Source organism: Pseudomonas ceruminis, assembly GCF_021602025.1.
Taxonomy (GTDB): Bacteria; Pseudomonadota; Gammaproteobacteria; order Pseudomonadales; family Pseudomonadaceae; genus Aquipseudomonas; species Aquipseudomonas ceruminis.
This window is the reverse complement of sequence record NZ_BQHW01000014.1, coordinates 63,726-89,006: the sequence shown is the minus strand read 5'-3', so window position 1 is coordinate 89,006 and position 25,281 is coordinate 63,726. Positions and strand designations below refer to the sequence as shown.

The following is a 25,281-nucleotide window of genomic DNA, read 5'->3' as shown; positions in this document are numbered from 1 at the left end:
TTGCAACATCCGGTAACTGCTCGGTGGATGAGCCGCAAAATGGGATTCACTACCATTTGCGCCTCTCATACGATCCGAGGAGTGCTTTCCATGTTGCCACGCAAGCCCCTACTGGCCGCCCTGGCCCTGACCCTGTTCGGCGGCACGGCCCAGGCGGCGGACGAAGTGGTGGTGTACTCCTCGCGCATCGACGAGCTGATCAAGCCGGTGTTCGACGCCTACACCGCCAAGACCGGGGTCAAGATCAAGTTCATTACCGACAAGGAAGCCCCGCTGATGCAACGCATCAAGGCCGAGGGCGAGAACGGGGTGGCCGACCTGCTGCTGACCGTCGATGCCGGCAACCTCTGGCAGGCCGAGCAAATGGGCATCCTGCAGCCGATCAAGTCGGATATCATCGACCAGAACATCCCGTCCCAATACCGCGCCTCGTCCCATGACTGGACCGGCCTGAGCCTGCGTGCGCGGACCATCGTCTACTCCACCGAGCGGGTCAAGCCGACGGAGCTGAGCACCTATGAAGCACTGGCCGACAAGCACTGGGAGGGTCGCCTGTGCCTGCGCACGGCGAAGAAGGTATACAACCAGTCGCTGACCGCCACGCTGATCGAGAACCACGGCGAAGCCAAGGCTGAACAAATCGTCAAAGGCTGGGTAAACAACCTGTCGACCGACGTGTTCTCCGACGACAATTCGGTGATCCAGGCCATCGAGGCGGGCCAGTGCGACGTGGGGGTGGTCAACACTTACTACTACGGGCGCTTGCACAAGCAGAACCCGAACCTGCCGGTAAAGATTTTCTGGCCTAACCAGGGCGACCGCGGTGTGCATGTCAACCTGTCGGGGATTGGCCTGACCAAGCACGCACCGCACCCGGAGGCAGCCAAGAAGCTGGTGGAGTGGATGACCGGCGAGGAGGCGCAGAAGCTGTTCGCTGACATCAACCAGGAGTTTCCGGCCAACCCCAAGGTCAAGCCATCGGACGAAGTCGCGGCCTGGGGCAGCTTCAAGGCTGACAGCATCCCTGTCGAAGTGGCCGGCAAGCGCCAGGCCGAAGCCATTCGCCTGATGGATCGGGCTGGCTACAACTAAGCGGCAGGCTTTATCCTTCTGGGGCCCGCAAGGGCCCTTTCGCGGGGCAGGCACTGCCCGCGAACGACCGCAAAGCGGTCGCAACCAGCCACAGAGAAATCCGATTTGCCCCACACCCCCCAACGTCGCTGGTACCTCCCGGTCTGCCTGATCGCCGCCTTGGTGCTGCTCCCCCTGAGCGTGCTGCTGCTGTCCTGGCAATCAATCGACCTGCAGATCTGGTCCCACCTGCTCGACACCCAGATGAGCCGCCTGCTCGGCAATACCCTGACCCTGGTGGTTGGCGTGGGGCTTGGCGTCACCGTGCTCGGTGTCAGCCTGGCCTGGCTCACCAGCCTGTGCGAGTTTCCTGGCAGGCGCTGGCTGGACTGGGCGCTGATGCTGCCGTTTGCGATCCCCGCCTATGTGCTGGCGTTCGTCTTCGTCGGCCTGCTGGATTTCGCCGGCCCCGTGCAAAGTGCCTTGCGCGAGGTATTCGGGCCGATGCGCCTGCCGCGGGTGCGCTCCACCGGTGGGGTGATCATCGTGCTGGTGCTGGTGTTCTACCCCTACGTCTACCTGCTTGCGCGCACCGCATTCCTCGCCCAAGGCAAAGGCCTGATGGAAGCTGCGCGGGTGCTCGGCCTGTCGCCCTTGCAAGCGTTCTGGCGGGTTGCCCTGCCTATGGCAAGGCCTGCGATCGGCGCCGGCATCGCGCTGGCCCTGATGGAAACCCTGGCTGATTTCGGTGCGGTAGCGGTATTCAACTTCGATACCTTCACCACCGCCATCTACAAGACCTGGTACGGTTTTTTCAGCCTTTCCAGCGCCGCTCAGCTGGCGAGCTTGCTACTGCTGGCGGTGATGCTGGTGCTCTACGGCGAGCGCCGCGCCCGGGGTGCGACGCGCAGCGGCAACGAACGCCCACGGGGGCAGGCGCTGTATCACTTGCACGGAGTCAAGGCGCTGCTCGCCAGTGGCTGGTGCCTGCTGGTGTTTGCCTGTGCCTTCGTCATTCCGCTGTTGCAGCTGCTGGTATGGTGCTGGCAGCGGGGCCGGCATGATCTGGATGAGCGTTATGTCGGCCTGGTGCTGCACACCCTCTACCTGGGTGGCATGGCGGCATTGATCACGGTGTGTGTGGCCTTGCTGCTGGCGTTTGCCCGGCGCCAGGCGCCGACCGGCGGTATTCGTGCCGGGGTCGGCCTGGCGAACCTGGGCTACGCCTTACCCGGCTCAGTGCTGGCGGTGTCGATCATGCTGGCGTTCAGCTACTTGGACAACCACCTGGTGATACCGCTGTCCAGCTGGCTGGGGGGCGCCGGCAAGCCCCTGTTGCTGGGCAGTGTGGCTGCCTTGCTGCTGGCCTACCTGGTGCGGTTCATCGCCGTCGCCTATGGGCCACTGGAAAGCAGCCTGGAGCGTATTCGCCCGTCCTTGCCAGAGGCTTCTCGCAGCCTTGGCGTCGGTGGCGCGAGATTGTTTTTCAAGGTGTATCTGCCACTGCTGGTGCCGGGGGCGCTCAGCGCTGCGCTGCTGGTGTTCGTCGATGTGCTCAAGGAAATGCCGGCTACCTTGCTGATGCGCCCCTTCGGCTGGGACACCCTCGCAGTCCGGGTGTTCGAGATGACCAGCGAGGGAGAGTGGGCGCGCGCCTCGTTGCCTGCCTTGACCCTTGTATTGGTGGGCCTGCTGCCGGTCATCGGCCTGATTCGCCGTTCCGCCCGACGCCCCGGTCACAGTCACTGAGGATGCCAGCCTTCGCCCTTGCGGCTACAATGCGCGGCATTCGCGCGGCGGGTCTTACAAGAAAAGCTGACGACTGAACGTCATCGACCGCCGCCGCTTCGCCACGCCCGGAAGGAGAAACCCATGGGACAGCGCACGCTTTTATACGACCTCCACCTGGCGCTCGGCGCCAAGACGGTCGACTTTGGTGGCTGGGACATGCCCCTGCACTATGGCTCGCAGGTCGAGGAGCACCATCAGGTACGCAGCGATTGCGGGGTTTTCGATGTTTCCCACATGACAGTGATCGACATCGATGGCAGCGATGCCACTGCCTGGCTGCAGCGCTTGCTGGCCAACGACGTAGCCCGCTTGGGGGGCGTAGGCAAGGCACTGTACAGCCCGCTGCTCAACGAAGCGGGAGGGGTCATTGACGACCTGATCGTCTACCGCACGGAACATGGCTATCGCCTGGTCACCAACGCTGCCACACGGGCCAAGGTGCTGGCTTGGCTGGAAGCCCAGAGCGCGGGGTTCTCGGTGGGTGTCGAAGTGCGACCCGACCTGGCCATTCTCGCCATCCAGGGGCCTCAGGCACGGGAAAAGGTAGCCGCGTTGCTCAGTGCCTCGCGCGCGGCGCTGATCCGTGAACTGCGCCCGTTCGAAGGGCTTGCCGACGGTGACTGGTTCATTGCCCGCACCGGCTACACCGGTGAAGACGGCCTGGAGATCATCCTGCCGGGCAGGGAGGCGGTGGCCTTCTACAACGACTTGGTGGGTGCCGGTATCGCCCCCAGTGGCCTGGGCGCCCGCGATACACTGCGGCTGGAAGCCGGCATGAACCTCTACGGCCAGGATATCGATGAACACCACACCCCCCTCACGTCCAATCTGGGCTGGAGCATCGCGTGGGAACCGGCAGAGCGCGACTTCATCGGCCGCGCCAGCCTGCTGGCAGAAATCGAGCACGGCGTGCAGGACAAACTGGTCGGCCTGGTACTGGAAGAACGCGGCGTTTTGCGCGCCCATCAGGTGGTTCGCGTTGCCGGGATTGGCGAAGGGGAGATCACCAGTGGTAGTTTCTCTCCTACGCTGAGCAAATCCATTGCTCTGGCCCGGGTGCCTATGGCCACCGGAGACCGTGCCGAGGTCGAGATTCGCGGCAAGTGGTACCCGGTGCGGGTGGTCAAACCGACTTTTGTGCGCCACGGCAAGATTCTGATCTGAACAATTAACGGCGGGCCGACCGCTGACCCAATCGAGGAATACAAGACATGAGCAATATCCCCGCCGATCTGCGTTTTGCCGAAAGCCACGAGTGGGCACGCCTTGAAGCCGATGGCACAGTGACCGTGGGCATCAGCGACCACGCCCAGCAGGCCCTGGGTGATGTGGTGTTCGTTGAACTGGCAGAAGTGGGCAAGGTGTTCGCGGCTGGCGATGCGGCGGGTGTGGTCGAGTCGGTGAAGGCCGCTTCGGATATCTATGCCCCGGTCAGCGGTGAAGTGATCGAGGTCAACGAAGCACTGGCCGATAGCCCGGAGCAGCTCAACGAAGCGCCTTACACTGCCTGGATCTTCAAGCTCAAGCCAAGCGACCAGGCCGAACTGGACAAGCTGCTGGATGCAGCGGGTTACAAAGCGGCTATCGGCGAGTAACTGTCCGCGCCTCATCGCCGCCTGTCGGCGATGAGGCCGGTATTGCCCAGACAAGTTTTCCCGCAGTATCGGCAATCCTTCCTAGACTTATAAGTCTCCATGAGACCTGGTCCAGGAAGAGAGCGTCGTCATGTCCCAGTCGCCATCCCTGCAGCAACTGCAAGAGCTCAACCCGTTCCTGCGCCGCCACCTGGGGCCCGATGCCTCGGAGCAGCAGGCCATGCTCAGCGCGCTGGGCCTCAACAGCCGCAGCGAGTTGATCGAGCAGACCGTGCCGCCGGGCATCCGCTTGAACCGCGCCCTCGACTTGCCACCGGCCTTGGATGAGCAGGCCGCACTGGCCAGGCTCGCCAGTTACGCCGAGCAGAATCAGCTGTGGACAAGCCTGATCGGCATGGGCTACCACGGCACCATCACACCCACTGTCATTCTGCGCAACGTGCTGGAAAACCCGGGCTGGTACACCGCCTACACGCCTTACCAACCTGAAATCGCGCAAGGCCGGCTCGAAGCCCTGCTCAACTTCCAGCAGATGGTGATCGACCTTACCGGCCTGGCATTGGCCAATGCTTCGCTGCTCGACGAGGCCACCGCAGCTGCCGAAGCCATGGCGCTGGCCAAGCGCGTGACGCGTAACAAGCGCAACGCGTTCTTCGCCGACGAGCACTGCCATCCGCAGACGCTCTCGGTGCTGCGTACCCGTGCCGAAGGCTTTGGTTTCGAGTTGATCGTCGACTCTGTGGATAACCTTGCCCAGCATCAGGTATTCGGCGCGCTGCTGCAGTACCCGGACACCCAGGGTGAGGTACGCGACCTGCGCCCCCTCATCGACCAGCTACACAGCCAACAGGCGTTGGCCTGCGTGGCGGCGGACCTGCTGAGCCTGGTGGTGCTGACACCGCCCGGCGAGTTTGGCGCCGATGTGGTGCTTGGCTCGACCCAGCGCTTCGGTGTGCCTATGGGCTACGGCGGCCCGCATGCAGCCTATTTCGCCTGTCGCGACGACTACAAGCGGGCCATGCCGGGCCGCATCATTGGCGTGTCCCGCGACGCCCGTGGCAACACCGCGCTGCGCATGGCCTTGCAGACCCGTGAACAACACATCCGCCGTGAGAAGGCCAACTCCAACATCTGCACGGCCCAGGTGCTGCTGGCCAACATCGCCGGCTTCTATGCGGTGTACCACGGCCCTGAAGGCTTGCAGCGCATCGCCCAGCGCGTCCACCGGCTCACCGTCGTATTGGCCGCGGGCCTTGAGGCGAAGGGGATCAAGCGTCTCAACCAGTATTTCTTCGACACGCTGACCCTTGAGGTGGGCGGCGCCCAGGCGGCGATCATCGAAAGCGCCGAGGCGGCGCGGATCAACCTGCGCATTCTGGGGCGTGGCCAGCTGGGTGTAAGCCTGGACGAGACCTGCAGCGAAGACACTGTGTTGCGGCTATTCGACATCTTCCTTGGAGTGGACCATGGCCTGGAGGTGCCCGGCCTTGACCAGCAGGTCCTGCCGGAAGGCATTCCCGCGGCACTGGCACGGCGCACACCGTTTCTCGGCCATCCGGTGTTCAACCTGCACCACAGCGAAACCGAGATGCTGCGCTATCTCAAACAACTGGAGAACAAGGACCTGGCACTGAACCAGTCGATGATCCCGCTGGGTTCCTGCACCATGAAACTCAACGCCACCAGTGAGATGATTCCCATTACGTGGCCTGCGTTCGCCCAGCTCCATCCCTTCGCGCCTGCGGGCCAGACCACGGGCTACAAGGCGATGATCGACGAACTGGAACGCTGGTTATGCGCCATAACGGGGTTCGACGCCATCTGCATGCAACCCAATTCCGGCGCCCAGGGCGAATACGCCGGCCTCATGGCCATCACCCGCTATCACCGCAGCCGCCACCAGCCGCAGCGCACCCTGTGCCTGATCCCTTCCTCGGCCCACGGTACCAACCCGGCTTCGGCACAAATGGCGGGCATGGAGGTGGTGATCGTCGACTGCGATGACGACGGCAACGTCGACCTTGGCGACCTCAAGGCCAAAGCCAGTGCCGCAGGCGAGCGATTGTCCTGCCTGATGGTCACCTACCCATCGACCCATGGCGTGTATGAGGAGGGCATTCGGGAAATCTGTGAGGTCGTGCACCAGCACGGCGGCCAGGTCTACATGGATGGCGCCAACCTCAATGCCCAGGTGGGTTTGGCCAGGCCCGCGGACATCGGTGCCGACGTGTCGCACATGAACCTGCACAAGACCTTCTGCATCCCCCACGGTGGGGGTGGCCCTGGCATGGGGCCGATTGGCATTCGCGCCCACCTCACGCCGTTTGTCGCCAGCCACCCAGTGGTGCCCGTGCCCGGCCTGGACCCGAACAACAGCGCAGTCAGTGCAGCACCCTGGGGCAGCGCGAGCATTCTGCCGATCAGCTGGATGTACATCGCCATGATGGGCCCGCAGCTGGCGGATGCCAGCGAGGTGGCGATCCTGTCGGCCAACTACCTGGCCAGTCAGCTGGGCGGGGCCTTCCCGGTGCTGTATCGCGGCCGTAACCAGCGGGTGGCGCATGAATGCATTCTCGACCTCAGGCCACTCAAGGCGCAGACCGGTATCACGGAAGAGGACGTGGCCAAGCGCCTGATGGATTACGGCTTCCATGCGCCGACCATGTCGTTCCCGGTGCCAGGTACGCTGATGGTCGAGCCGACCGAGAGCGAGTCCAAGGCCGAGCTGGACCGGTTCGTCGAGGCGATGCTGGCGATCCGCGCAGAAATCGGCGAGGTGCAGCAGGGCAACTGGACGGCGGAGGACAACCCGCTCAAGCATGCGCCGCATACGCTGGCCGATGTGCTTGCACCGTGGAGCCGGCCATACAGCCTGGAGGAGGCGGTCGCCCCCAGTGCTCACGTGCGCCAGCACAAGTACTGGCCTGCGGTGAACCGGGTCGACAATGTGTATGGGGACAGGAATCTGTTCTGTGCGTGTGTGCCGGTGGAGGCGTATCGCTAGGGCGTCAGAGCGGCTATGGGGGCGTTGCAGACAAACCCGCCCCCACAGGTGCTGCGCCGCTGGCAGCGCGGTGCGATCCCTATGGGAGCGGGTTTACCCGCGAAAAGCACGACGCGGTTATTCGGTTACTGCATTTCTGGCCAGGATGGCGTTGGCCAATTCCATGTCGCTGGCTTGCAGGCCGGGGTGCTCAGCCCGCACCTGGCGCATCGCGGACTCCAGGAACGGCCCACGAATGGCGCCGTCGCTGGCCACGAAGCTGCCCGCATCCTCCTGCGCCGCGAGCACCAGCTTGTGGTCCCTGGACGTCAGGTAGGTGGACCCGGTGGTTGCGCCGGAAGAAAGCACATTGCGCCAGAAGGTATCGGCCATGGCGGAGCCAATAGGCAGCGACAGCAGGGCAGCGGCTGCGATGGCGGTTTTAAGACGCATGATGAAACACCTCGAAGGGTGAGGGCTGATGATGCCCGCTTTGATCCTGTCAGGCAGGCCCAAGTTCCTTGAAAACAACGGTTTTTTGCTCAGGCACAGACGCGTAGCACCTCTTCCAGGCGGGTCAGACCGCGGGCCACTTTGGCTTCCCCGCAACCGCGCAGGTCTTGTAACCCTTCCTGTCGCGCCTGGTGCCGCAGGCTGGCAACATCCGCCCCGGCCGCTATGCGGTCGCGCATCCCTTCGCTTGGAATCAGCAGCTCGAACAGGCCCGTGCGGCCATGGAAGCCTGTGCCCCGGCAGGTCAGGCAGGGTTGGCCGCTGGCGCTCGATGGCGAACCCTGGCATTGAGCGCACAGCAGGCGCACCAGGCGTTGAGCCATGACCCCGCCCAGGGTGGCGGTGATCAGGTAATTGGCCACGCCCAGCTCCTGCAGGCGGGTGATGGCGCTGCAACTGTCGTTGGTGTGCAGGGTCGATAGCACCAGATGCCCCGTCAGTGCCGCCTGCACCGCCACCAGCGCGGTTTCGCGGTCACGTATTTCACCGATCATGATGATGTCAGGGTCCTGGCGCAGCAACGCGCGCACGCCATTGGCAAAACCCAGGTCCAGGGCCGGCTGAACCTGAAGCTGGTTGAACGCTGGCTCCAGCCGCTCGATAGGGTCTTCGATGGTGCAAAGGTTGATCTCCGGCGTGGCCAGTAGCTTGAGGCTGGCGTACAGCGTGCTGGTCTTGCCCGAGCCAGTGGGGCCGGTAACCAGCAGCATGCCTTGGCGGCGCTGCAGCAGGGCTTGCCATTGCGCCAGCTGCTCGTCTTGCAGGCCCAGATGATCGAAGTCTTCACGTAACTGCTGCGGGTCGAACAGCCGCAGCACCAGCTTCTCGCCGAATGGGGTCGGCAGGGTCGACAGGCGCAGTTCCACTTCGCGCCCCCCTGGCAGGCTACTTTGCACACGACCATCTTGCGGTCGGCGTTTCTCTGCTACATCCATGCGGCCCAGATGCTTGAGGCGGCTGACGACAGCCAGGGTCACGCTGGCGGGGAAGGCGTAAACCGTATGCAGCAGCCCGTCTATGCGGTAGCGCAGCCGGCCCTGCTCGCGACGCGGTTCCAGATGAACATCGCTGGCACGCTGCTCGACTGCGTACTGCAACAGCCAGTCGACGATGTGCACGATGTGGGCGTCGGTGGCAGCGGCCTCACCCTGGTGCCTGCCCAGCTCCAGCAACTGATCGAGTTCGCCAAGGCTGGCCGACTGCTGGTGTTGCGCGCCCTTTACCGACTGGGCCAGGCGCTGGAACGACTGCCCTGACTGACGGATCTGCAGCGGGCTGGCCAGTACGCGACGAATGGATCGGCCCAGGCTACGGGCCAGGTCTGCCTGCCAGTCATCCTGGTAGGGCTGGGCGCTGGCAACGGTGATGCTGGATGCGTCGGCGGCGACGATGAGGATGCCATGACGTTGGGCAAAGGCCGGTGAGATCAGGCCGGCGACCTGGGGTAGGTCGAGTTGCATAGGGTCGATGCGCAGGAAGGGTTGCCCGACCTTGTTGGCCAGCCATTGGCAGAGGTAGTTCAGGTCCAGGGGCTGGCCGGGCTGCTGGCGGTTTTCCAGGCGGCAGTCGGCGATTTGCTCCAGCGGGTGGCCGGTGGGGTGAGCAGCAGCGTATTCGAGCACTTGAAGGGTGTCGTTGGCTTGCAGGTGCTGGTCTGCAAGCAAGGCCTGGAGCACGCGCTTGAGGTCGAGTGCCGGGTTGTCGGGGGTGTGCATGGCTGGCATCCGTGCCTGAGGGAGTGCTGATCAAGGCTAGCCGGAGGGGCGAGGGTTACCGAAGTTGAAGGGTTTCGGGATTTTGCTGGGGCCGGTAAACGCTTAGACAGCCGCCAATTCCAGCCGCTGCAGGTTGGTCAGGCTCACTTCACCCACACACACCAGGTTACGCAGTTTCTGCGCAATCACCTGCGCCCGGTGCCAGCTCAACCCGCCGATGCCAACCTCGATATCCAGCCAATCATCTTGCTGGCTGACCTGCACGCTGTGCGGAGTCAGAAATTGCAGGGCGAATAGGTTGAGCACCCGGCACAGGCTGTCGGGCTCGGCCTCGGCCTGCAGGCGATAGTGCACGGTGCTGTGGGCATTGTTGGCGGCCCAGGCGTCGGTACGGGGCTGTGGGTTCATGCTCGTCTCCGCAAAATGTGGGAGAAATTCTTGCACGTTGTTCGCGGTATTTTTTCGCTATGATTCGGTTATTTCGTTCTATTTGCAAATTGATCAATTCGCAAAATATTCAATAGGAGAATCAATAATGCACAGCGAGCTGGATGCCTACGACCGTCGCATTCTCGAACTGCTCCAAGAGGACGCTTCGCTGTCCAGCGCGCAGATCGCCGAGCGTGTCGGGCTGTCGCAGTCGCCGTGCTGGCGGCGCATTCAGCGCTTGAAGGAAGAGGGGGTGATCCGCGGGCAGGTGACCCTGCTCGACCGCAAAAAGGTCGGCCTGAACACTCAGATATTTGCCGAGGTGAAACTCAACGCCCACGGTCGCTCCAACTTCACTGAATTTACCGAGGCGATCCGCGGCTTTCCGGAAGTGCTGGAGTGTTATGTACTGATGGGGTCGGTGGACTTCCTGCTGCGAATCGTCACGCAGGATATTGAAGCCTATGAACGGTTCTTCTTCGAAAAGCTGTCGAACGTGCCGGGAATTCAGGAGGTGAATTCGATTGTGGCACTGTCGGAAATCAAGTCCACCACCAGCCTGCCACTGGCGCGCTGAAGCATTCGCGGGCAAGCCCACTCCCCAGGATCCGAACTACCGTTCTGTGGGAGCGGGTTTACCCGCGACGCGCTTCAAGCCTTGAGCAGATGCTTCCAGCCCCGGCTCTGATCGATCGCACGGGCCTGCTCGACACGGGCTTCGAGCAGCTCGCCAGGCTCTTGCGACAGCGGCAGCTCAGCCAGCTCGTGCAGTTTTTTCAGGTCGCCATACAGGCGGTCCATCTGCGGCGCTTCGAGGACCTGGCGCGCATGGTGCAGCCAGGCCAGCAACTGCTCGATGCGCGGCAGTTGTTCAGCCAGGTCTTCCGGGCGCTGGGTGTAAAGTGGCAACTTCAGCGCGCGGCCCTCTTCGGCCAGCAGGTGAGCCAACCAACTGGCCAGCTGTGCCTTGCCCTGGCGCTCGCCACGGCCCTTGCGCTCTGCGGTCCAGGCGCGGGCCAGCAGCCAGCGCGAAGTCTCCAGAGAGAACTGGCCCCAGCGTACATCCTCGAGCTCTTCCAGGAACTGCTCAGGCGCTGCGCGGCGGATGTCTTCGTCATCGTTGCCGGCCTGCACCAGCGGGCGCCAGTCTTCCAGCAGCGCATCGAGGCTGGCCCGCAGCTCGCGGGTCGTTGCCCGTGGCGCGGCCTGGCCCAGGCTGGCAACCAGTGCGCGCAGTTCGGCCAGGCACTGCACCCAGTCCTGCAACAGGCGCCAGTGGCCGTTGTGGCGGTACTGTTCGGCCAGGCGCTGGCTGCTGCCCAGCAACTGCCAGGCGAGGGCCGTGAAGGCGTCGTCCAAGGCCATTTCGGCGTCCAGCTCGGTGCTGGGCAAGCCCAGCTCGTAGCTGTCCGGCTCCAGCAGGCGGTAGCCGCGTTCGGCCTTGCTGATGTCGCACGGCATCAGGGGCAGGCTGGCAGCCAGCTCAGCCGCCAGTTCCAACAGGGCTTGCGGGTCGCCTTCGCGCAGCTCAAGTTCCAGCTCGCAGATCTCTTCCTTGCGCTTGCCGGCAATGACGAAGCCTTGGTCCAGGGCGGCTTCGATCACCACTTTGGTCTTGCCACGGCCCCAGGCGATTTCAGCGAACTCGCGAGTGAAATCGGTGGTGAACAGCGGCTTGATGGTTTTCTTGTCCAGCGCGGCCAGCTGCTCGGGCCAGCAGGTGGCGTCGAGCTTTTTCAGGTCGAGCTTGACCTTGTCCAGGTGCCACTCGAATTCGTTGCGCTCGGACAGGCCGGCGACGCTCTGGCCGCGGCACTTCAGGGTCTGGATGATCTCCTCGCCATCGCGGCGCAGGCGCAGCGCGACACGGGCAGCAGAAAGGTCGCGCTCTGGGGTGTCGAAGTACTGGTTGAGCAGCTCGCGGGTCTGCCAGCCGGACTTGTTGCGCTTTTTCAGCAGAGGGTGCTCGCGCAGTGCGGCCAGGGTGTCGCGGCTGGCGCGAAGCTTGAGTTCGGTTTCTTTGTGCATCGCAGGCTCGAAGGGAGGGCGTGATTGCCGTGCAGTCTACAGGACTAGGCCGGCAACGGTTTATTCCTTACGGCGGATGGCCCTATGATGGGCAACGCTTCCGAGGAGTTTGCGCATGCCGTTGCCACCGCTCAAAGACCAGTTTGCCGCCTTGATCGCCGCGCCCTCGGTCAGTTGCACCCAAGCTGCGCTGGACCAGTCCAACCGTCAGGTCATTGACCTGCTGGCCGGCTGGTTGGCTGACCTGGGTTTCAGTTGCGATATCCAGCAGGTCAGCCCAGGCAAGTTCAACCTGCTGGCCAGCCGTGGCACCGGCCCAGGTGGCCTGGTGCTGGCCGGGCACAGCGATACCGTACCGTATGACGAACAGCTGTGGGCCAGCGACCCGCTGAAGCTCACCGAAGTCGATGGCCGTTGGGTAGGGCTGGGCAGCTGCGACATGAAAGGCTTCTTCGCACTGGTCATCGAAGCGGTGCTTCCACTGCTGGAGCATGACTTCAAGCAACCGCTGCTGATCCTTGCCACCTGCGACGAAGAAAGTTCGATGTCCGGTGCTCGCGCCCTGGCCGAGGCTGGGCAGCCGCTTGGCCGTGCAGCGGTTATCGGCGAGCCGACGGGCTTGCGGCCGATCCGCATGCACAAGGGCATCCTCATGGAGCGTATCGATATTCTCGGCCGCAGCGGCCATTCCTCCGACCCAAGCCTGGGCCGCAGTGCGATGGAGGCCATGCACGCGGTGATGGGTGAGCTGATGGGCCTGCGCCGGCAATGGCAGGAAACCTATCGCAACCCACAGTTCACCGTGCCCACGCCGACGATGAACTTCGGCTGCATCCACGGTGGCGACAACCCCAACCGCATCTGCGGGCAATGTGCGCTGGAGTTCGATCTGCGGCCTTTGCCAGGCATGGACGTCGAGCAACTGCGTGCAACCATTCGTGAAAAACTCCGCCCTGTGGCCGAGCGCCATGAAGTGCGCATCGATTACGCACCGCTGTTCCCCGAGGTGCCACCGTTCGAGCAGGCTGCCGATGCCGAGCTGGTGCAAGTCGCCGAACGCCTGACTGGGCATCGCGCCGAAGCGGTGGCGTTTGGCACCGAAGCGCCTTATCTTCAGCAGCTCGGTTGCCAGACCATCGTGCTCGGCCCTGGCGACATAGCCTGCGCCCACCAGCCTGGCGAATACCTTGAAATGTCACGAATCGAGCCTACCGTGCGTCTATTGCGTGACCTGATCAGGCACTATTGCCTCCATTAAACGTCCACCCTGTTGATTCGTTCTTGCCTAGAGGAGACCGCGCGTGACCGCAAGCCTGTTCCGACGATGATCCTGAACGCCGTGTGATTCCACCGTTCTCCGTCCACTTTATCCACAGGCCCCGTCATGCCCGAATACGTCAACTGGCTACGTCATGCCTCCCCGTACATCAATGCCCATCGCGACTGCACCTTTGTGGTCATGCTCCCCGGCGATGGGGTGGAACACCCGAACTTCGGCAATATCGTCCATGACCTGGTGCTGTTGCACAGCCTGGGCGTGCGCCTGGTGCTGGTGCATGGTTCACGCCCGCAGATCGAAAGCCGCCTGGCTGATCGTGGGCTGACACCGCACTACCACCGTGGCATGCGCATTACCGATGCCGCCACCCTGGATTGCGTGATCGATGCTGTCGGCGCCCTGCGCCTGGCCATCGAGGCGCGCCTGTCGATGGACATCGCCGCTTCGCCGATGCAGGGCTCGCGCTTGCGCGTGGCGTCCGGCAACCTGGTCACGGCGCGGCCGATCGGCGTGCTCGAAGGGGTGGACTACCACCACACCGGCGAAGTACGCCGGGTCGATCGCAAGGGTATCAGCCGCTTGCTGGACGAGCGCTCCATCGTGCTGCTGTCGCCGCTGGGCTACTCGCCCACCGGGGAAATCTTCAACCTGGCCTGCGAAGACGTGGCCACCCGCGCCGCCATCGAGCTGGGCGCAGACAAGCTGCTGCTGTTCGGTGCTGAGCCGGGCCTGCTGGATGCCGATGGCAAGTTGGTACGCGAACTGCGGCCGCAGCAGGTTGCCCCGCATCTGCAGCGCCTGGGCAGCGATTACCAGGGCGAGCTGCTCGATGCTGCCGCCGAGGCTTGCAAGGGCGGCGTGGCGCGCAGCCATATCGTCAGCTATGCCGAAGATGGCGCGTTGCTGACCGAGCTGTTCACCCGGGGGGGGGGCGGTACGCTGGTATCGCAGGAGCAATTCGAAGTGGTGCGCGAGGCGACCATCGAGGACGTAGGGGGCTTGCTGGAACTGATCAGCCCGCTGGAAGAGCAGGGCATCCTGGTGCGTCGCTCGCGTGAGGTGCTGGAGCGGGAGATCGAGCAGTTCAGTGTGGTCGAGCGCGAAGGCATGATCATCGCCTGTGCGGCGTTGTACCCGATTGCCGATTCCGAGGCCGGGGAACTGGCCTGCCTGGCGGTGAACCCGGAGTACCGCCATGGCGGGCGCGGGGATGAGTTGCTCGAGCGCATCGAGAGCCGGGCGCGGCAGTTGGGGCTCAATACCCTGTTCGTACTTACCACGCGTACTGCCCACTGGTTCCGCGAGCGTGGCTTTGCGCCCAGTGGCGTGGAGCGGCTGCCGGCGGCGCGGGCATCGCTCTACAACTACCAGCGCAATTCGAAGATTTTCGAGAAGGCGATCTGAGTGATGGTGATGGCCGCTTGGCGGGCAACTGCGCTCCCACAATGAAAAACGCCGCCCCGGAGGGCGGCGTTTTCGTTTACACGGTGTGCAGATACCAGTTGTACTCGAGGTCGGAAATCGAGTGCTCGAACTCCTCCAGCTCGCTCTCCTTGCACGCGACAAAGATGTCGATGTACTTCGGATCGATGTACTTGTTCAGGATCTCGCTGTCGTCCAACTCACGCAGGGCATCACGCAGGTTGTTCGGCAGGCTCTGCTCCAACTGCTCGTACGAGTTGCCTTCGATCGGCTCGCCTGGCTCGATCTTGTTGGTCAGGCCGTGGTGCACGCCTGCCAGAACGGCGGCCATCATCAGGTACGGGTTGGCGTCGGCACCCGCCACGCGGTGCTCCAGGCGTACGGCGTCCGGCGAGCCGGTTGGTACACGCAGTGCCACGGTGCGGTTGTCCAGGCCCCAGCTCGGCGCATTCGGCACATAGAACTGCGCGCCAAAGCGACGGTACGAGTTGACGTTCGGGCAGAGGAACGCCATGGACGCGGGCAGGGTCTCGAGCACACCGCCGACAGCGTGACGTAGCGCGGCGTTCTGCTCGGGATCCTCGCTGGTGAAGATGTTGTTACCATCTTTGTCCAGCACGGAAATGTGTACATGCAGGCCATTACCTGCCTGGCCCGGGTAGGGCTTGGCCATGAAGGTGGTGTCCATCTCATGGTCGTAGGCGATGTTCTTGATCAGGCGCTTGAGCAGCACGGCATAGTCGCAGGCCTTGAGCGGGTCCGGCACGTGGTGCAGGTTGACTTCGAACTGCGCCGGGGCGCTTTCCTTGACGATGGCGTCGGCCGGAATGCCTTGCTCCTTGGCACCTTCGAGGATGTCCTGGAGGCAGTCGGCGTATTCGTCGAGGTCGTCGATCAGGTACACCTGGGTCGACTGTGGGCGCTTGCCCGAGATCGGCGAGCGTGGTGGCTGCGGGCGGCCATTCACGTTTTCCTGGTCGATCAGGTAGAACTCCAGCTCGAACGCGGCGCAGATGGTCAGGCCCATATCGGTGAACTTGCTCACCACCTGACGCAGCACTTCGCGCGGGTCGGCGAAGAACGGCTCGCCTTCGAGTTCGTGCATGGTCATGAGCAATTGCGCGGTTGGGCGCTTTTGCCACGGTTCGTTGGAGAGGGTGCCAGGGATCGGGTAGCAGATACGGTCCGCATCGCCGATGTCCAGGCCAAGCCCGGTGCTTTCGACGGTGGAACCGTTGATGTCCAGGGCGAAAAGGGAGGCAGGCAGGTTGATGCCTTTCTCGTAAACCTTGTGGAGGCTGGTGCGCTCTATGCGCTTGCCGCGCACCACACCATTCATATCTGCAATCAGAAGGTCAACGTAGAGAACCTCAGGATGTTCCTTAAGGAACGCGTTCGCTTCGTTAAGCTGAACGGCACGCGGGGGTACCGACATGATGCAACACCTTTGTTGTTAAAAATATCAATCAAGGGGGGCTTGCAGGTCCAGTCAATCGAAAAGACATACTGATGTCAAGCCAACCCCATGATGCCCTGAAATGGCACATCGACGGCAGATTTGCTGCATATCGGGGCGTGCCATTATCCGCTATTTCCTTGCTGAAGGGCTATCTCCGACATGCCGTGTTTTATTTTTTACGGAGGTGTTGTGTAAAAAAATGAACAAGGCTAAGCTCGGCCTCAACCCAGAACACAATAATACGAGGGTCACATGGTCCGCTTTTTGCGACCTGAAAGCGCTGCCTGTGCAGTGCGCTCGGGTATCCCTGTCGTTGCAGCAAGCCTCAATCGCGCTGTGGTCGCCCTGGCCGCAATAATTGACGTTTTGCCCAGCTGGACCACCCTTCGTAGCGCCGTTTCGCTTCCCTTCTTGTATTCCTGCCCTTCGAACTCATTACGGATACGCGTGTTTGCAGTGTATCCACTGTGCTCCTGCATGGGGGTTTTTGCTTTAGCAATCTACTCCATCCAGAATCAATGCGCGGACCACATTACCTCCTGAGGTATCTATGAGTAACAACCTCGACCAGCTCACCGATTGGTTGAAAGAGCACAAGATCACCGAAGTCGAATGCCTGATCAGCGACCTGACCGGCATCACCCGCGGCAAGATCTCGCCGACCAACAAGTTCATCGCCGAAAAAGGCATGCGCCTGCCCGAGAGCGTGCTGCTGCAGACCGTGACGGGCGATTACGTCGACGACGACATCTATTACGAACTGCTCGATCCGGCCGACATCGACATGATCTGCCGCCCCGATGAAAACGCCGTGTTCCTGGTGCCATGGGCCATCGAGCCGACCGCCCAGGTCATTCACGACACCTACGACAAGAAGGGCAACCCGGTCGAGCTGTCACCGCGCAACGTCTTGAAGAAAGTGCTCAAGCTCTACGCCGACAAGGGCTGGCAGCCGATCGTCGCCCCCGAGATGGAGTTCTACCTGACCAAGCGCAGCGAAGACCCAGACTTTCCGCTGCAACCGCCGGTAGGCCGCTCGGGCCGCCCGGAAACCGGCCGGCAGTCCTTCTCGATCGAGGCCGCCAACGAATTCGACCCGCTGTTCGAGGATGTCTACGACTGGTGCGAACTGCAGCAGCTGGACCTCGACACGCTGATCCACGAAGACGGCACCGCGCAGATGGAAATCAACTTCCGTCACGGCGATGCCCTGCATCTGGCCGACCAGATTCTGGTGTTCAAGCGCACCATGCGCGAGGCCGCGCTCAAGCACAACGTGGCCGCCACCTTCATGGCCAAGCCCATGACCGGCGAGCCGGGCAGTGCCATGCACCTGCACCAGAGCGTGGTCGATGCGGTCACCGGCAAGAACATCTTCAGTAACGAAGACGGCAGCATGAGTGAGCTGTTCCTGTACCACATCGGTGGCCTGCAGAAGTTCATCCCCGAAGCGCTGCCGCTGTTCGCCCCCAACGTCAACTCGTTCCGCCGCTTCCTGCCTGACACCTCGGCACCGGTGAACGTCGAGTGGGGTGAAGAGAACCGCACCGTCGGCCTGCGCGTGCCGGACGCTGGCCCGCAGAACCGCCGTGTCGAGAACCGCCTGCCAGGCGCCGACGCCAACCCGTACCTGGCCATCGCCGCCAGCTTGCTGTGCGGCTACATCGGCATGGTCGAAGGCATTGCCGCCAGCGCGCCGGTGCAGGGCCGCGGCTACGAACGGCGCAACCTGCGCCTGCCTCTGACCATCGAAGATGCCCTGGAGCGCATGGAGGTCAGCCGCGCGCTGACCCAGTACCTGGGCAAGAAATTCATCACCGGCTACGTCGCCACCAAACGCGCCGAGCATGAGAACTTCAAGCGTGTCATCAGCTCCTGGGAGCGTGAGTTCCTGCTATTTGCTGTGTGATCAACCCTGAGGCCGCCCCCCGGCGGCCACCGGACCATGGAGAAGCACATGAGCGTCAACAACCCGCAAACCCGTGAATGGCAAACCCTGAGCGGCGAGCACCACCTTGCACCTTTCAGTGACTACAAGCAGCTGAAGGAGAAGGGGCCGCGCATCATCACCAAGGCGCAGGGCGTGCATTTGTGGGACAGCGAGGGGCACAAGATCCTCGACGGCATGGCCGGCCTGTGGTGCGTTGCGGTCGGTTACGGCCGTGAAGAACTGGTGCAGGCCGCGCAAAAGCAGATGCGCGAACTGCCGTACTACAACCTGTTCTTCCAGACCGCCCACCCGCCTGCGCTGGAGCTGGCCAAGGCCATCACCGAGGTGGCGCCGCAGGGCATGACCCACGTGTTCTTCACCGGCTCCGGCTCCGAAGGTAACGACACCGTATTGCGGATGGTCCGCCACTACTGGGCGCTCAAGGGCAAGCCGCAGAAGCAGACCATCATCGGCCGGATCAATGGCTACCATGGTTCCACCGTCGCCGGTGCCAGCCTGGGCGGCATGAGCGGCATGCATGAACAGGGCGGCCTGCCGATCCCCGGCATCGTGCACATTGCGCAGCCGTACTGGTACGGTGAAGGCGGTGACATGACTCCGGACGCGTTCGGTGTGTGGGCAGCGGAGCAACTGGAGAAGAAGATCCTGGAAGTGGGCGAGGACAATGTCGCCGCCTTCATCGCCGAGCCCATCCAGGGCGCCGGCGGGGTGATCATTCCGCCAGAAACCTACTGGCCAAAGGTCAAGGAGATCCTCGCCAAGTACGACATCCTGTTCGTCGCCGACGAAGTGATCTGCGGTTTCGGCCGTACCGGCGAATGGTTCGGCTCCGACTATTACGACCTCAAGCCCGACCTGATGACCATCGCCAAGGGGCTTACCTCCGGTTACATCCCTATGGGCGGTGTGATCGTGCGTGACACGGTAGCCAAGGTGCTGAGCGAGGGCGGCGATTTCAACCACGGCTTCACCTATTCCGGCCACCCGGTAGCGGCCGCGGTAGGTCTGGAAAACCTGCGCATTCTGCGCGACGAAAAGATTGTCGAGAAGGCGCGCACGGAAGTGGCACCGTACTTGCAAAAACGTTTGCGTGAGCTGCAGGACCACCCGCTGGTGGGCGAGGTACGCGGCCTGGGCCTGCTCGGTGCGATCGAGCTGGTCAAGGACAAGGCCACGCGCAGCCGTTACGAAGGCAAAGGGGTGGGCATGGTGTGCCGCAACTTCTGCTTCGACAACGGCCTGATCATGCGCGCGGTGGGCGACACCATGATCATTGCACCACCCCTGGTGATCACCCATGCGGAGGTCGACGAGCTGGTGGAAAAGGCGCGCAAGTGCCTGGACCTGACCCTCGAAGCGATCCGTTGAGCGCCTGCTAGGCTAGCGATGTGACATTAAGTCGTTACAAGGGGCTGCTTTCCTTGAAACAGCGCCTTGTAACTTGCCAGACTAGCGGCTGTTCCAGTCGCCCGGCGCTCTGCACCGTAGGTCCTGGCTGCTGAACAGATGGCTAAATAAAAATTCTGGAGCATGACGCATGAAGAAAATGGGCAAGACGTTGCTGGCCGCCGCCCTGATGGGTGCCATGGCCACCGCTGTACAGGCTGAAGACAAGGTGCTGAACGTCTACAACTGGTCGGACTACATCGCTCCGGACACCATCGCAAAGTTCGAGAAGCAGACCGGCATCAAGGTCAAATACGACGTCTTCGACAGCAACGAAACCCTGGAAGCCAAGCTGCTGGCAGGCAAGTCCGGCTATGACATCGTCGTACCGTCCAACAACTTCCTGGCCAAGCAGATCAAAGCCGGCGTCTACGAGGAGCTGGACCGCTCCAAACTGCCGAACTGGAAGAACCTCGACGAAGACCTGCTCAAGGCGGTCGGTGATGCCAGCGACCAGGGCAACAAGCATGCCTTCCCCTACATGTGGGGCTCGATCGGCATCGGCTACAACCCGGAAAAGGTCAAAGCTGCACTGGGTGTGGACAAGATCGACTCGTGGGATACCGTGTTCAAGCCTGAGAACATCGCCAAGCTCAAAAGCTGCGGCGTAAGCTTCCTCGATGCACCGACCGAGATGATCCCGGCCGCGCTGCACTACCTGGGCAAGCCGACCAACAGCACCACCAAGGAAGACCTGAAGGCGGCCGAGGACCTGTTCCTGAAGATTCGTCCGTCGATCACCTACTTCCACTCCTCCAAGTACATCGGCGACATGGCCAACGGCAACATCTGCGTGGCCGTCGGTTACTCGGGTGATCTGGAGCAGTCCAAGGCGCGTGCCCACGAAGCCGGCGATAAGGTCAAGGTCGAGTACATCATCCCGAAAGAGGGCGCAGGTACCTTCTACGACATGGTCGCCATTCCGAAGGATGCCGAGCACAAGGAAGCCGCCTACAAGTTCATGGACTTCCTGATGCAGCCAGAAGTCATGGCCGAGATCACCAACGCCGTGCGCTTCCCGAATGGCAACGCGGCGGCCACGCCGTTCGTGGACAAGGACATCACCAGCGACCCAAGCATCTATCCGCCTGCCGATGTGAAGAAGCACCTGTACGCGATCGCCGCGCCGGAAGCGTCTGCCCAGCGCCTCATCACCCGCAGCTGGACCAAGATCAAGTCGGGTAAATAAGCCCGATGCAGCACCTCTGGGCCGGGGTTTTTCGGCCCAGAGGCAATGAATGGCAATTGATGATTGCGGCATCGAAGCTGCGAAGGTAAGTTGCGCGCCGGTTTTGCGTGCGCGGCAGCATTGCGCCGTTACCAAGGCACTGATTTGAGGACCACCCACTTGTCTATTTCTGTATTGCGCAAAGCCTTGTTGGCTGGAGCGGGCCTGACGCTGGCATGCAGCGTCCAAGCGGCGCCTTCGGTGCATCTCTACAACTGGTCCGACTACATCGGCCCGACCACACTCGCGGACTTCGAGAAAGCAACGGGCATCAAGCCCGTGCAGGATGTGTTCGACTCCAACGAAACCCTGGAAGGCAAACTGCTGGCGGGCAACACCGGCTATGACGTGGTGGTGCCGTCCAACCATTTTCTTGGCAAGCAGATCAAGGCGGGCGCGTTCCAGAAGCTCGACAAGAGCCTGCTGCCCAACTATTCCAACCTGGACCCGGCGTTGATGAAGCGCCTGGAAAAGAACGACCCGGGTAACTTATACGCCGTGCCTTACCTGTGGGGCACCAATGGCATCGGCTACAACGTCGAGAAGGTAAAAGCGGCGCTGGGCGTGGACACCATCGATTCCTGGGCTGTGCTGTTCGAGCCCGAGAACATGAAGAAGCTCTCCAAGTGCGGTGTGGCGTTCCTCGACTCGGCCGACGAGATGCTTCCGGCGGTGCTCAACTACATGGGGCTGAACCCCAACAGCACCGACCCCAAGGATTATGCAAAGGCCGAGAAGAAGCTGCTGGCGGTACGCCCGTACGTGACCTACTTCCACTCGTCCAAATACATCACCGACCTGGCCAACGGCGACATCTGCGTCGCGGCAGGTTTCTCGGGTGATGTATTCCAGGCCAAGGCCCGTGCCGAAGAGGCAAAGAAGGGCGTGAAACTGGCCTACGCGATTCCCAAGGAAGGCGGCAACCTCTGGTTCGACGTGCTGGCGATTCCCAAGGACGCCAAGAACGTCAAGGAGGCCCACGCCTTCATCAACTATTTGCTGAAACCTGAGGTTATCGCCCAGGTCAGTGATTACGTCGGTTACGCCAACCCAAACCCCAAGGCTGGCGACCTGATGGACCAGGCCGTGAGGACTGACGCCGCGGTTTACCCACCGCAGGAAGTGCTGGACAAGATGTTCGTCAACAGTGAGTTGCCACCCAAGGTGCAACGTTTGATGACCCGCAGCTGGACCAAGGTCAAGTCGGGCAAGTAACAATCCAGGCCCGCCGCAAACGTAGGGCGGGCACACAAATCTTGTTGGGAGTTTCACTCATGGCAGTTGCCTCCGGTGCCTATAAGAAAGCCCTCGAGGGTGGCCAGCAACCCAAGCAGGTGCTGGTCAAGATCGACCGGGTCACGAAAAAGTTCGATGAAACGGTAGCTGTGGACGATGTGTCCCTGGAAATCCGCAAAGGCGAGATCTTCGCCCTGCTGGGTGGCTCCGGTTCTGGCAAATCGACCCTGTTGCGCATGCTGGCCGGGTTTGAACGCCCGACTGAAGGGCGGATCTTCCTCGATGGCGTCGACATCACCGACATGCCGCCCTACGAGCGGCCGATCAACATGATGTTCCAGTCCTACGCGCTGTTCCCGCACATGACTGTGGCGCAGAACATCGCTTTTGGCCTGCAGCAGGACCGGATGCCCAAGGCCGAGATCGACGCCCGTGTGACCGAGATGCTCAAGCTGGTACACATGACCCAGTACGCCAAGCGCAAGCCGCACCAGCTCTCTGGTGGCCAGCGTCAGCGCGTGGCCCTGGCCCGTTCGCTGGCCAAGCGCCCCAAGCTGCTGCTGCTCGACGAGCCGATGGGGGCGCTGGACAAGAAGCTGCGCTCGCAGATGCAACTGGAACTGGTCGAGATCATCGAGCGCGTGGGCGTGACCTGCGTGATGGTGACCCACGATCAGGAAGAGGCCATGACCATGGCCCAGCGCATCGCCATCATGCACCTGGGCTGGATTGCCCAGATCGGTTCGCCTGTGGACATCTACGAGACCCCCACCAGCCGCCTGGTGTGTGAGTTCATCGGCAACGTCAACCTGTTCGAGGGTGACGTGGTCGACGACGCCGAAGGCCATGCGATCATTGCCAGCCCGGAACTGGAGCGCAAGATCTACGTCGGCCACGGCATCACCACCTCGGTGGAAGACAAACACATCACCTACGCCCTGCGCCCGGAAAAGCTGCTGGTGACCACCACGCAGCCGGAGTTCGAGCACAACTGGTCGCGCGGCAAGGTCCACGATATCGCCTACCTGGGTGGCCATTCGGTGTTCTACGTCGAGTTGCCAAGTGGCAAGGTCGTCCAGTCGTTCGTCGCCAACGCCGAGCGCCAGGGCGCACGCCCTACCTGGGGTGATGAAGTGTACGTGTGGTGGGAAGACGACAGCGGCGTGGTACTGCGGTCATGAAACTGCGCAAGCTCAAGCGAGCCTTCCAGCGCCTGACCCCGCAGGGGCGGCACCTGGTGATCGGCGTGCCGTTCATCTGGCTGTTCCTGTTCTTCATGCTGCCGTTCTTCATCGTGTTGAAGATCAGCTTCGCTGAAGCCGACGTGGCCATCCCGCCGTATACCGAAATCTACAGCTACGTCGAAGACAAGATCCAGTTGGTGCTCAACCTGGCCAACTACGGCCTGTTGACTGAGGATGAGCTGTACATCTCGGCCTACCTGGGATCGCTGAAGATGGCCTTCTTCAGCACCATCCTCTGCCTGCTGATTGGCTACCCCATGGCCTACGCCATTGCCAACGCCCGCAAGGAAACCCAGACCGTGCTGTTGCTGCTGATCATGATGCCGACCTGGACCGCGATCCTGATCCGCGTCTATGCCTGGATGGGCATCCTCAGCAATAACGGGCTGCTCAACGGTTTCCTGATGTGGACGGGGCTGATCGACCAGCCGTTGCAGATCCTCAATACCAACCTGGCGGTCTATATCGGCGTGGTCTACTCGTACCTGCCGTTCATGATCCTGCCGCTGTTCGCCAACCTGGTGAAGCATGACCCGAGCTTGCTCGAGGCCGCATCGGACCTCGGTTCGAGCACCTTCAACAGCTTCTGGAAAATCACCGTGCCGCTGTCGAAGAACGGCATCATCGCCGGCTGCATGCTGGTGTTCATCCCGGTGGTGGGCGAGTTCGTCATCCCTGAACTGCTGGGCGGCCCGGAAACCCTGATGATCGGTAAGGTGTTGTGGCAGGAGTTCTTCAACAACCGCGACTGGCCGGTGGCATCCGCCCTGGCGGTGGTGATGCTGGCGATCCTGATTGTGCCGATCCTGCTGTTCAACCGCAGCCAGGCTAAAGAAATGGAGGGCAGGGCATGAAGCGCTTCAGTTTTTCCAAGCTGATGCTGGTGCTCGGCTTGCTGTTCATCTACCTGCCGATGCTGATCCTGGTGATCTACTCGTTCAACGCCTCCAAGCTGGTGACCGTGTGGGGTGGCTGGTCGGTGAAGTGGTACGTCGGCCTGCTCGACAACACCCAGCTGATGGGGTCGGTGATGCGCTCGCTGGAAATCGCCTGCTACACGGCGGTGGCAGCGGTTGCGTTGGGTACCCTGGCGGCCTTCGTGCTGACCCGGGTAACCCGCTTCAAAGGCCGCACGCTGTTCGGTGGCCTGGTCACCGCGCCGCTGGTAATGCCCGAGGTCATCACCGGCCTGTCGCTGTTGCTGCTGTTCGTGGCCATGGCACAGATGATCGGCTGGCCGCAGGAGCGTGGCATCGTCACCATCTGGATCGCCCACACCACGTTCTGCGCCGCTTACGTGGCGGTGGTGGTGTCGGCGCGCCTGCGTGAGCTGGACCTGTCGATCGAGGAAGCGGCGATGGACCTGGGCGCCAAGCCGTGGAAGGTGTTCTTCTTGATCACCATCCCGATGATCGCGCCGTCGCTGGCGGCGGGTGGCATGATGTCGTTCGCCCTGTCGCTCGATGACCTGGTACTGGCCAGCTTCGTGTCAGGCCCTGGCTCCACCACCTTGCCCATGGAAGTGTTCTCTGCCGTGCGCCTGGGTGTGAAGCCAGAGATCAACGCCGTGGCCAGCCTGATCCTGCTGTCGGTGTCGCTGGTCACCTTCCTGGTCTGGTTCTTCAGCCGCCGTGCAGAAGAGCGTCGCCGCAAGGCCATCCAGCAGGCGATCGAAGAGGGTGCCGCGGCCAACGTGTCGCAACCACAGGTCAAGCGCCCGACGCAGGTCGCTGCGTCGGCCTGACCCGGCCTGCTCGCGGACAAGCCCGCTTTCACAGGTACTGCGCAGATCATGACGTCTGCACAGTACTCAGTGGGAGCGGGCTTGCCCGTGCAAGGGCCTACTCACCGTAAGTACTTTCCTTGGAGGAAGTGCCTCAGAGGTTATCCA

Annotated in this window: 20 protein-coding genes; 15 read left to right on the top strand and 5 right to left on the bottom strand. The window is 62.4% G+C overall.

The genetic code is table 11. From position 1 onward, the window contains the following. Positions 1–90: 90 nt before the first annotated feature. From L6D80_RS17075 to gcvP, 5 genes are all read left to right on the top strand, one after another. Positions 91–1,092 (top strand): extracellular solute-binding protein, encoded by a 1,002-nt coding sequence (locus L6D80_RS17075; RefSeq protein ID WP_054902471.1) that lies wholly within the window; start codon positions 91–93, stop codon positions 1,090–1,092. Between the two features lie 105 nt (positions 1,093–1,197). Beyond that, positions 1,198–2,820, top strand: coding sequence for an ABC transporter permease (locus L6D80_RS17070; RefSeq protein ID WP_054902472.1), 1,623 nt, complete (start codon positions 1,198–1,200; stop codon positions 2,818–2,820). A gap of 123 nt (positions 2,821–2,943) precedes the next feature. Then, positions 2,944–4,026, top strand: coding sequence for a glycine cleavage system aminomethyltransferase GcvT (gene gcvT / locus L6D80_RS17065; protein ID WP_054902473.1), 1,083 nt, complete (start codon positions 2,944–2,946; stop codon positions 4,024–4,026). Between the two features lie 47 nt (positions 4,027–4,073). Next, complete coding sequence (gene gcvH, locus L6D80_RS17060) at positions 4,074–4,457, top strand: glycine cleavage system protein GcvH (protein ID WP_054902474.1); 384 nt, start codon at positions 4,074–4,076, stop codon at positions 4,455–4,457. A 130-nt stretch (positions 4,458–4,587) separates the two neighbouring features. Beyond that, the gene (gcvP, locus tag L6D80_RS17055) at positions 4,588–7,461 is read left to right on the top strand and encodes an aminomethyl-transferring glycine dehydrogenase (protein WP_054902475.1); all 2,874 of its coding nucleotides are present in this window, start codon (positions 4,588–4,590) and stop codon (positions 7,459–7,461) included. Between the two features lie 117 nt (positions 7,462–7,578). On the opposite strand, the gene L6D80_RS17050 is transcribed toward gcvP, so the two are convergent. The 3 genes from L6D80_RS17050 to L6D80_RS17040 all read right to left on the bottom strand — a co-directional run bounded on the left by L6D80_RS17050 (position 7,579) and on the right by L6D80_RS17040 (position 10,076). Further along, a complete protein-coding gene (locus tag L6D80_RS17050) occupies positions 7,579–7,893 on the bottom strand; it encodes a DUF2388 domain-containing protein (RefSeq protein ID WP_054902476.1) in 315 nt (104 codons plus the stop codon). An 89-nt stretch (positions 7,894–7,982) separates the two neighbouring features. Next, on the bottom strand, positions 7,983–9,668 hold the full coding sequence (locus L6D80_RS17045; protein ID WP_176513820.1) for a GspE/PulE family protein: 1,686 nt from the start codon (positions 9,666–9,668) through the stop codon (positions 7,983–7,985). Positions 9,669–9,770: 102 nt separating this feature from the next. Next, positions 9,771–10,076, bottom strand: coding sequence for a hypothetical protein (locus L6D80_RS17040; protein ID WP_054902478.1), 306 nt, complete (start codon positions 10,074–10,076; stop codon positions 9,771–9,773). 127 nt (positions 10,077–10,203) lie between these two features. Here L6D80_RS17040 and L6D80_RS17035 point away from each other — a divergent pair, with 127 nt between their 5' ends. Further along, the gene (locus L6D80_RS17035; protein ID WP_054902479.1) at positions 10,204–10,674 is read left to right on the top strand and encodes an Lrp/AsnC family transcriptional regulator; all 471 of its coding nucleotides are present in this window, start codon (positions 10,204–10,206) and stop codon (positions 10,672–10,674) included. Positions 10,675–10,748: 74 nt separating this feature from the next. Here the strand turns inward: L6D80_RS17035 and L6D80_RS17030 are convergent, their stop codons facing one another. After that, positions 10,749–12,125: a CYTH domain-containing protein gene (locus L6D80_RS17030; protein WP_054902480.1), complete on the bottom strand. Its 1,377-nt coding sequence runs from the start codon at positions 12,123–12,125 to the stop codon at positions 10,749–10,751. Positions 12,126–12,240: 115 nt separating this feature from the next. Here L6D80_RS17030 and argE point away from each other — a divergent pair, with 115 nt between their 5' ends. Together argE and argA are read left to right on the top strand one after the other, a co-directional pair. Then, entirely contained in the window at positions 12,241–13,383 is a 1,143-nt protein-coding gene (gene argE, locus L6D80_RS17025; protein WP_176513821.1) for an acetylornithine deacetylase, read from the top strand. 126 nt (positions 13,384–13,509) lie between these two features. Further along, complete coding sequence (gene argA / locus L6D80_RS17020) at positions 13,510–14,808, top strand: amino-acid N-acetyltransferase (RefSeq protein ID WP_054902482.1); 1,299 nt, start codon at positions 13,510–13,512, stop codon at positions 14,806–14,808. A gap of 76 nt (positions 14,809–14,884) precedes the next feature. Here the strand turns inward: argA and L6D80_RS17015 are convergent, their stop codons facing one another. After that, positions 14,885–16,261: a glutamine synthetase family protein gene (locus L6D80_RS17015; RefSeq protein ID WP_054902483.1), complete on the bottom strand. Its 1,377-nt coding sequence runs from the start codon at positions 16,259–16,261 to the stop codon at positions 14,885–14,887. A gap of 574 nt (positions 16,262–16,835) precedes the next feature. Between L6D80_RS17015 and L6D80_RS17010 the strand changes: the two genes are divergently transcribed. From L6D80_RS17010 to L6D80_RS16980, 7 genes are all read left to right on the top strand, one after another. Continuing rightward, positions 16,836–18,194 carry a glutamine synthetase family protein gene (locus L6D80_RS17010; RefSeq protein WP_054902484.1) on the top strand — a complete coding sequence of 453 codons (1,359 nt, stop codon included), beginning with the start codon at positions 16,836–16,838 and terminating at the stop codon, positions 18,192–18,194. Between the two features lie 48 nt (positions 18,195–18,242). After that, the gene (locus L6D80_RS17005) at positions 18,243–19,604 is read left to right on the top strand and encodes an aspartate aminotransferase family protein (protein ID WP_176513822.1); all 1,362 of its coding nucleotides are present in this window, start codon (positions 18,243–18,245) and stop codon (positions 19,602–19,604) included. A gap of 169 nt (positions 19,605–19,773) precedes the next feature. After that, positions 19,774–20,871 (top strand): polyamine ABC transporter substrate-binding protein, encoded by a 1,098-nt coding sequence (locus tag L6D80_RS17000; RefSeq protein ID WP_054902486.1) that lies wholly within the window; start codon positions 19,774–19,776, stop codon positions 20,869–20,871. Positions 20,872–21,030: 159 nt separating this feature from the next. Beyond that, complete coding sequence (locus L6D80_RS16995) at positions 21,031–22,125, top strand: polyamine ABC transporter substrate-binding protein (RefSeq protein ID WP_176513823.1); 1,095 nt, start codon at positions 21,031–21,033, stop codon at positions 22,123–22,125. Positions 22,126–22,184: 59 nt separating this feature from the next. After that, positions 22,185–23,327, top strand: a complete 1,143-nt coding sequence (gene potA / locus L6D80_RS16990) for a polyamine ABC transporter ATP-binding protein (RefSeq protein WP_054902488.1) — start codon at positions 22,185–22,187, stop codon at positions 23,325–23,327. Beyond that, a complete protein-coding gene (locus L6D80_RS16985; RefSeq protein ID WP_176513824.1) occupies positions 23,324–24,244 on the top strand; it encodes an ABC transporter permease subunit in 921 nt (306 codons plus the stop codon). Before potA ends, L6D80_RS16985 begins: the two co-directional genes overlap by 4 nt. After that, positions 24,241–25,134: an ABC transporter permease subunit gene (locus L6D80_RS16980; protein ID WP_054902490.1), complete on the top strand. Its 894-nt coding sequence runs from the start codon at positions 24,241–24,243 to the stop codon at positions 25,132–25,134. The genes L6D80_RS16985 and L6D80_RS16980 overlap by 4 nt, the downstream gene beginning before the upstream one ends. Positions 25,135–25,281: the final 147 nt, after the last annotated feature.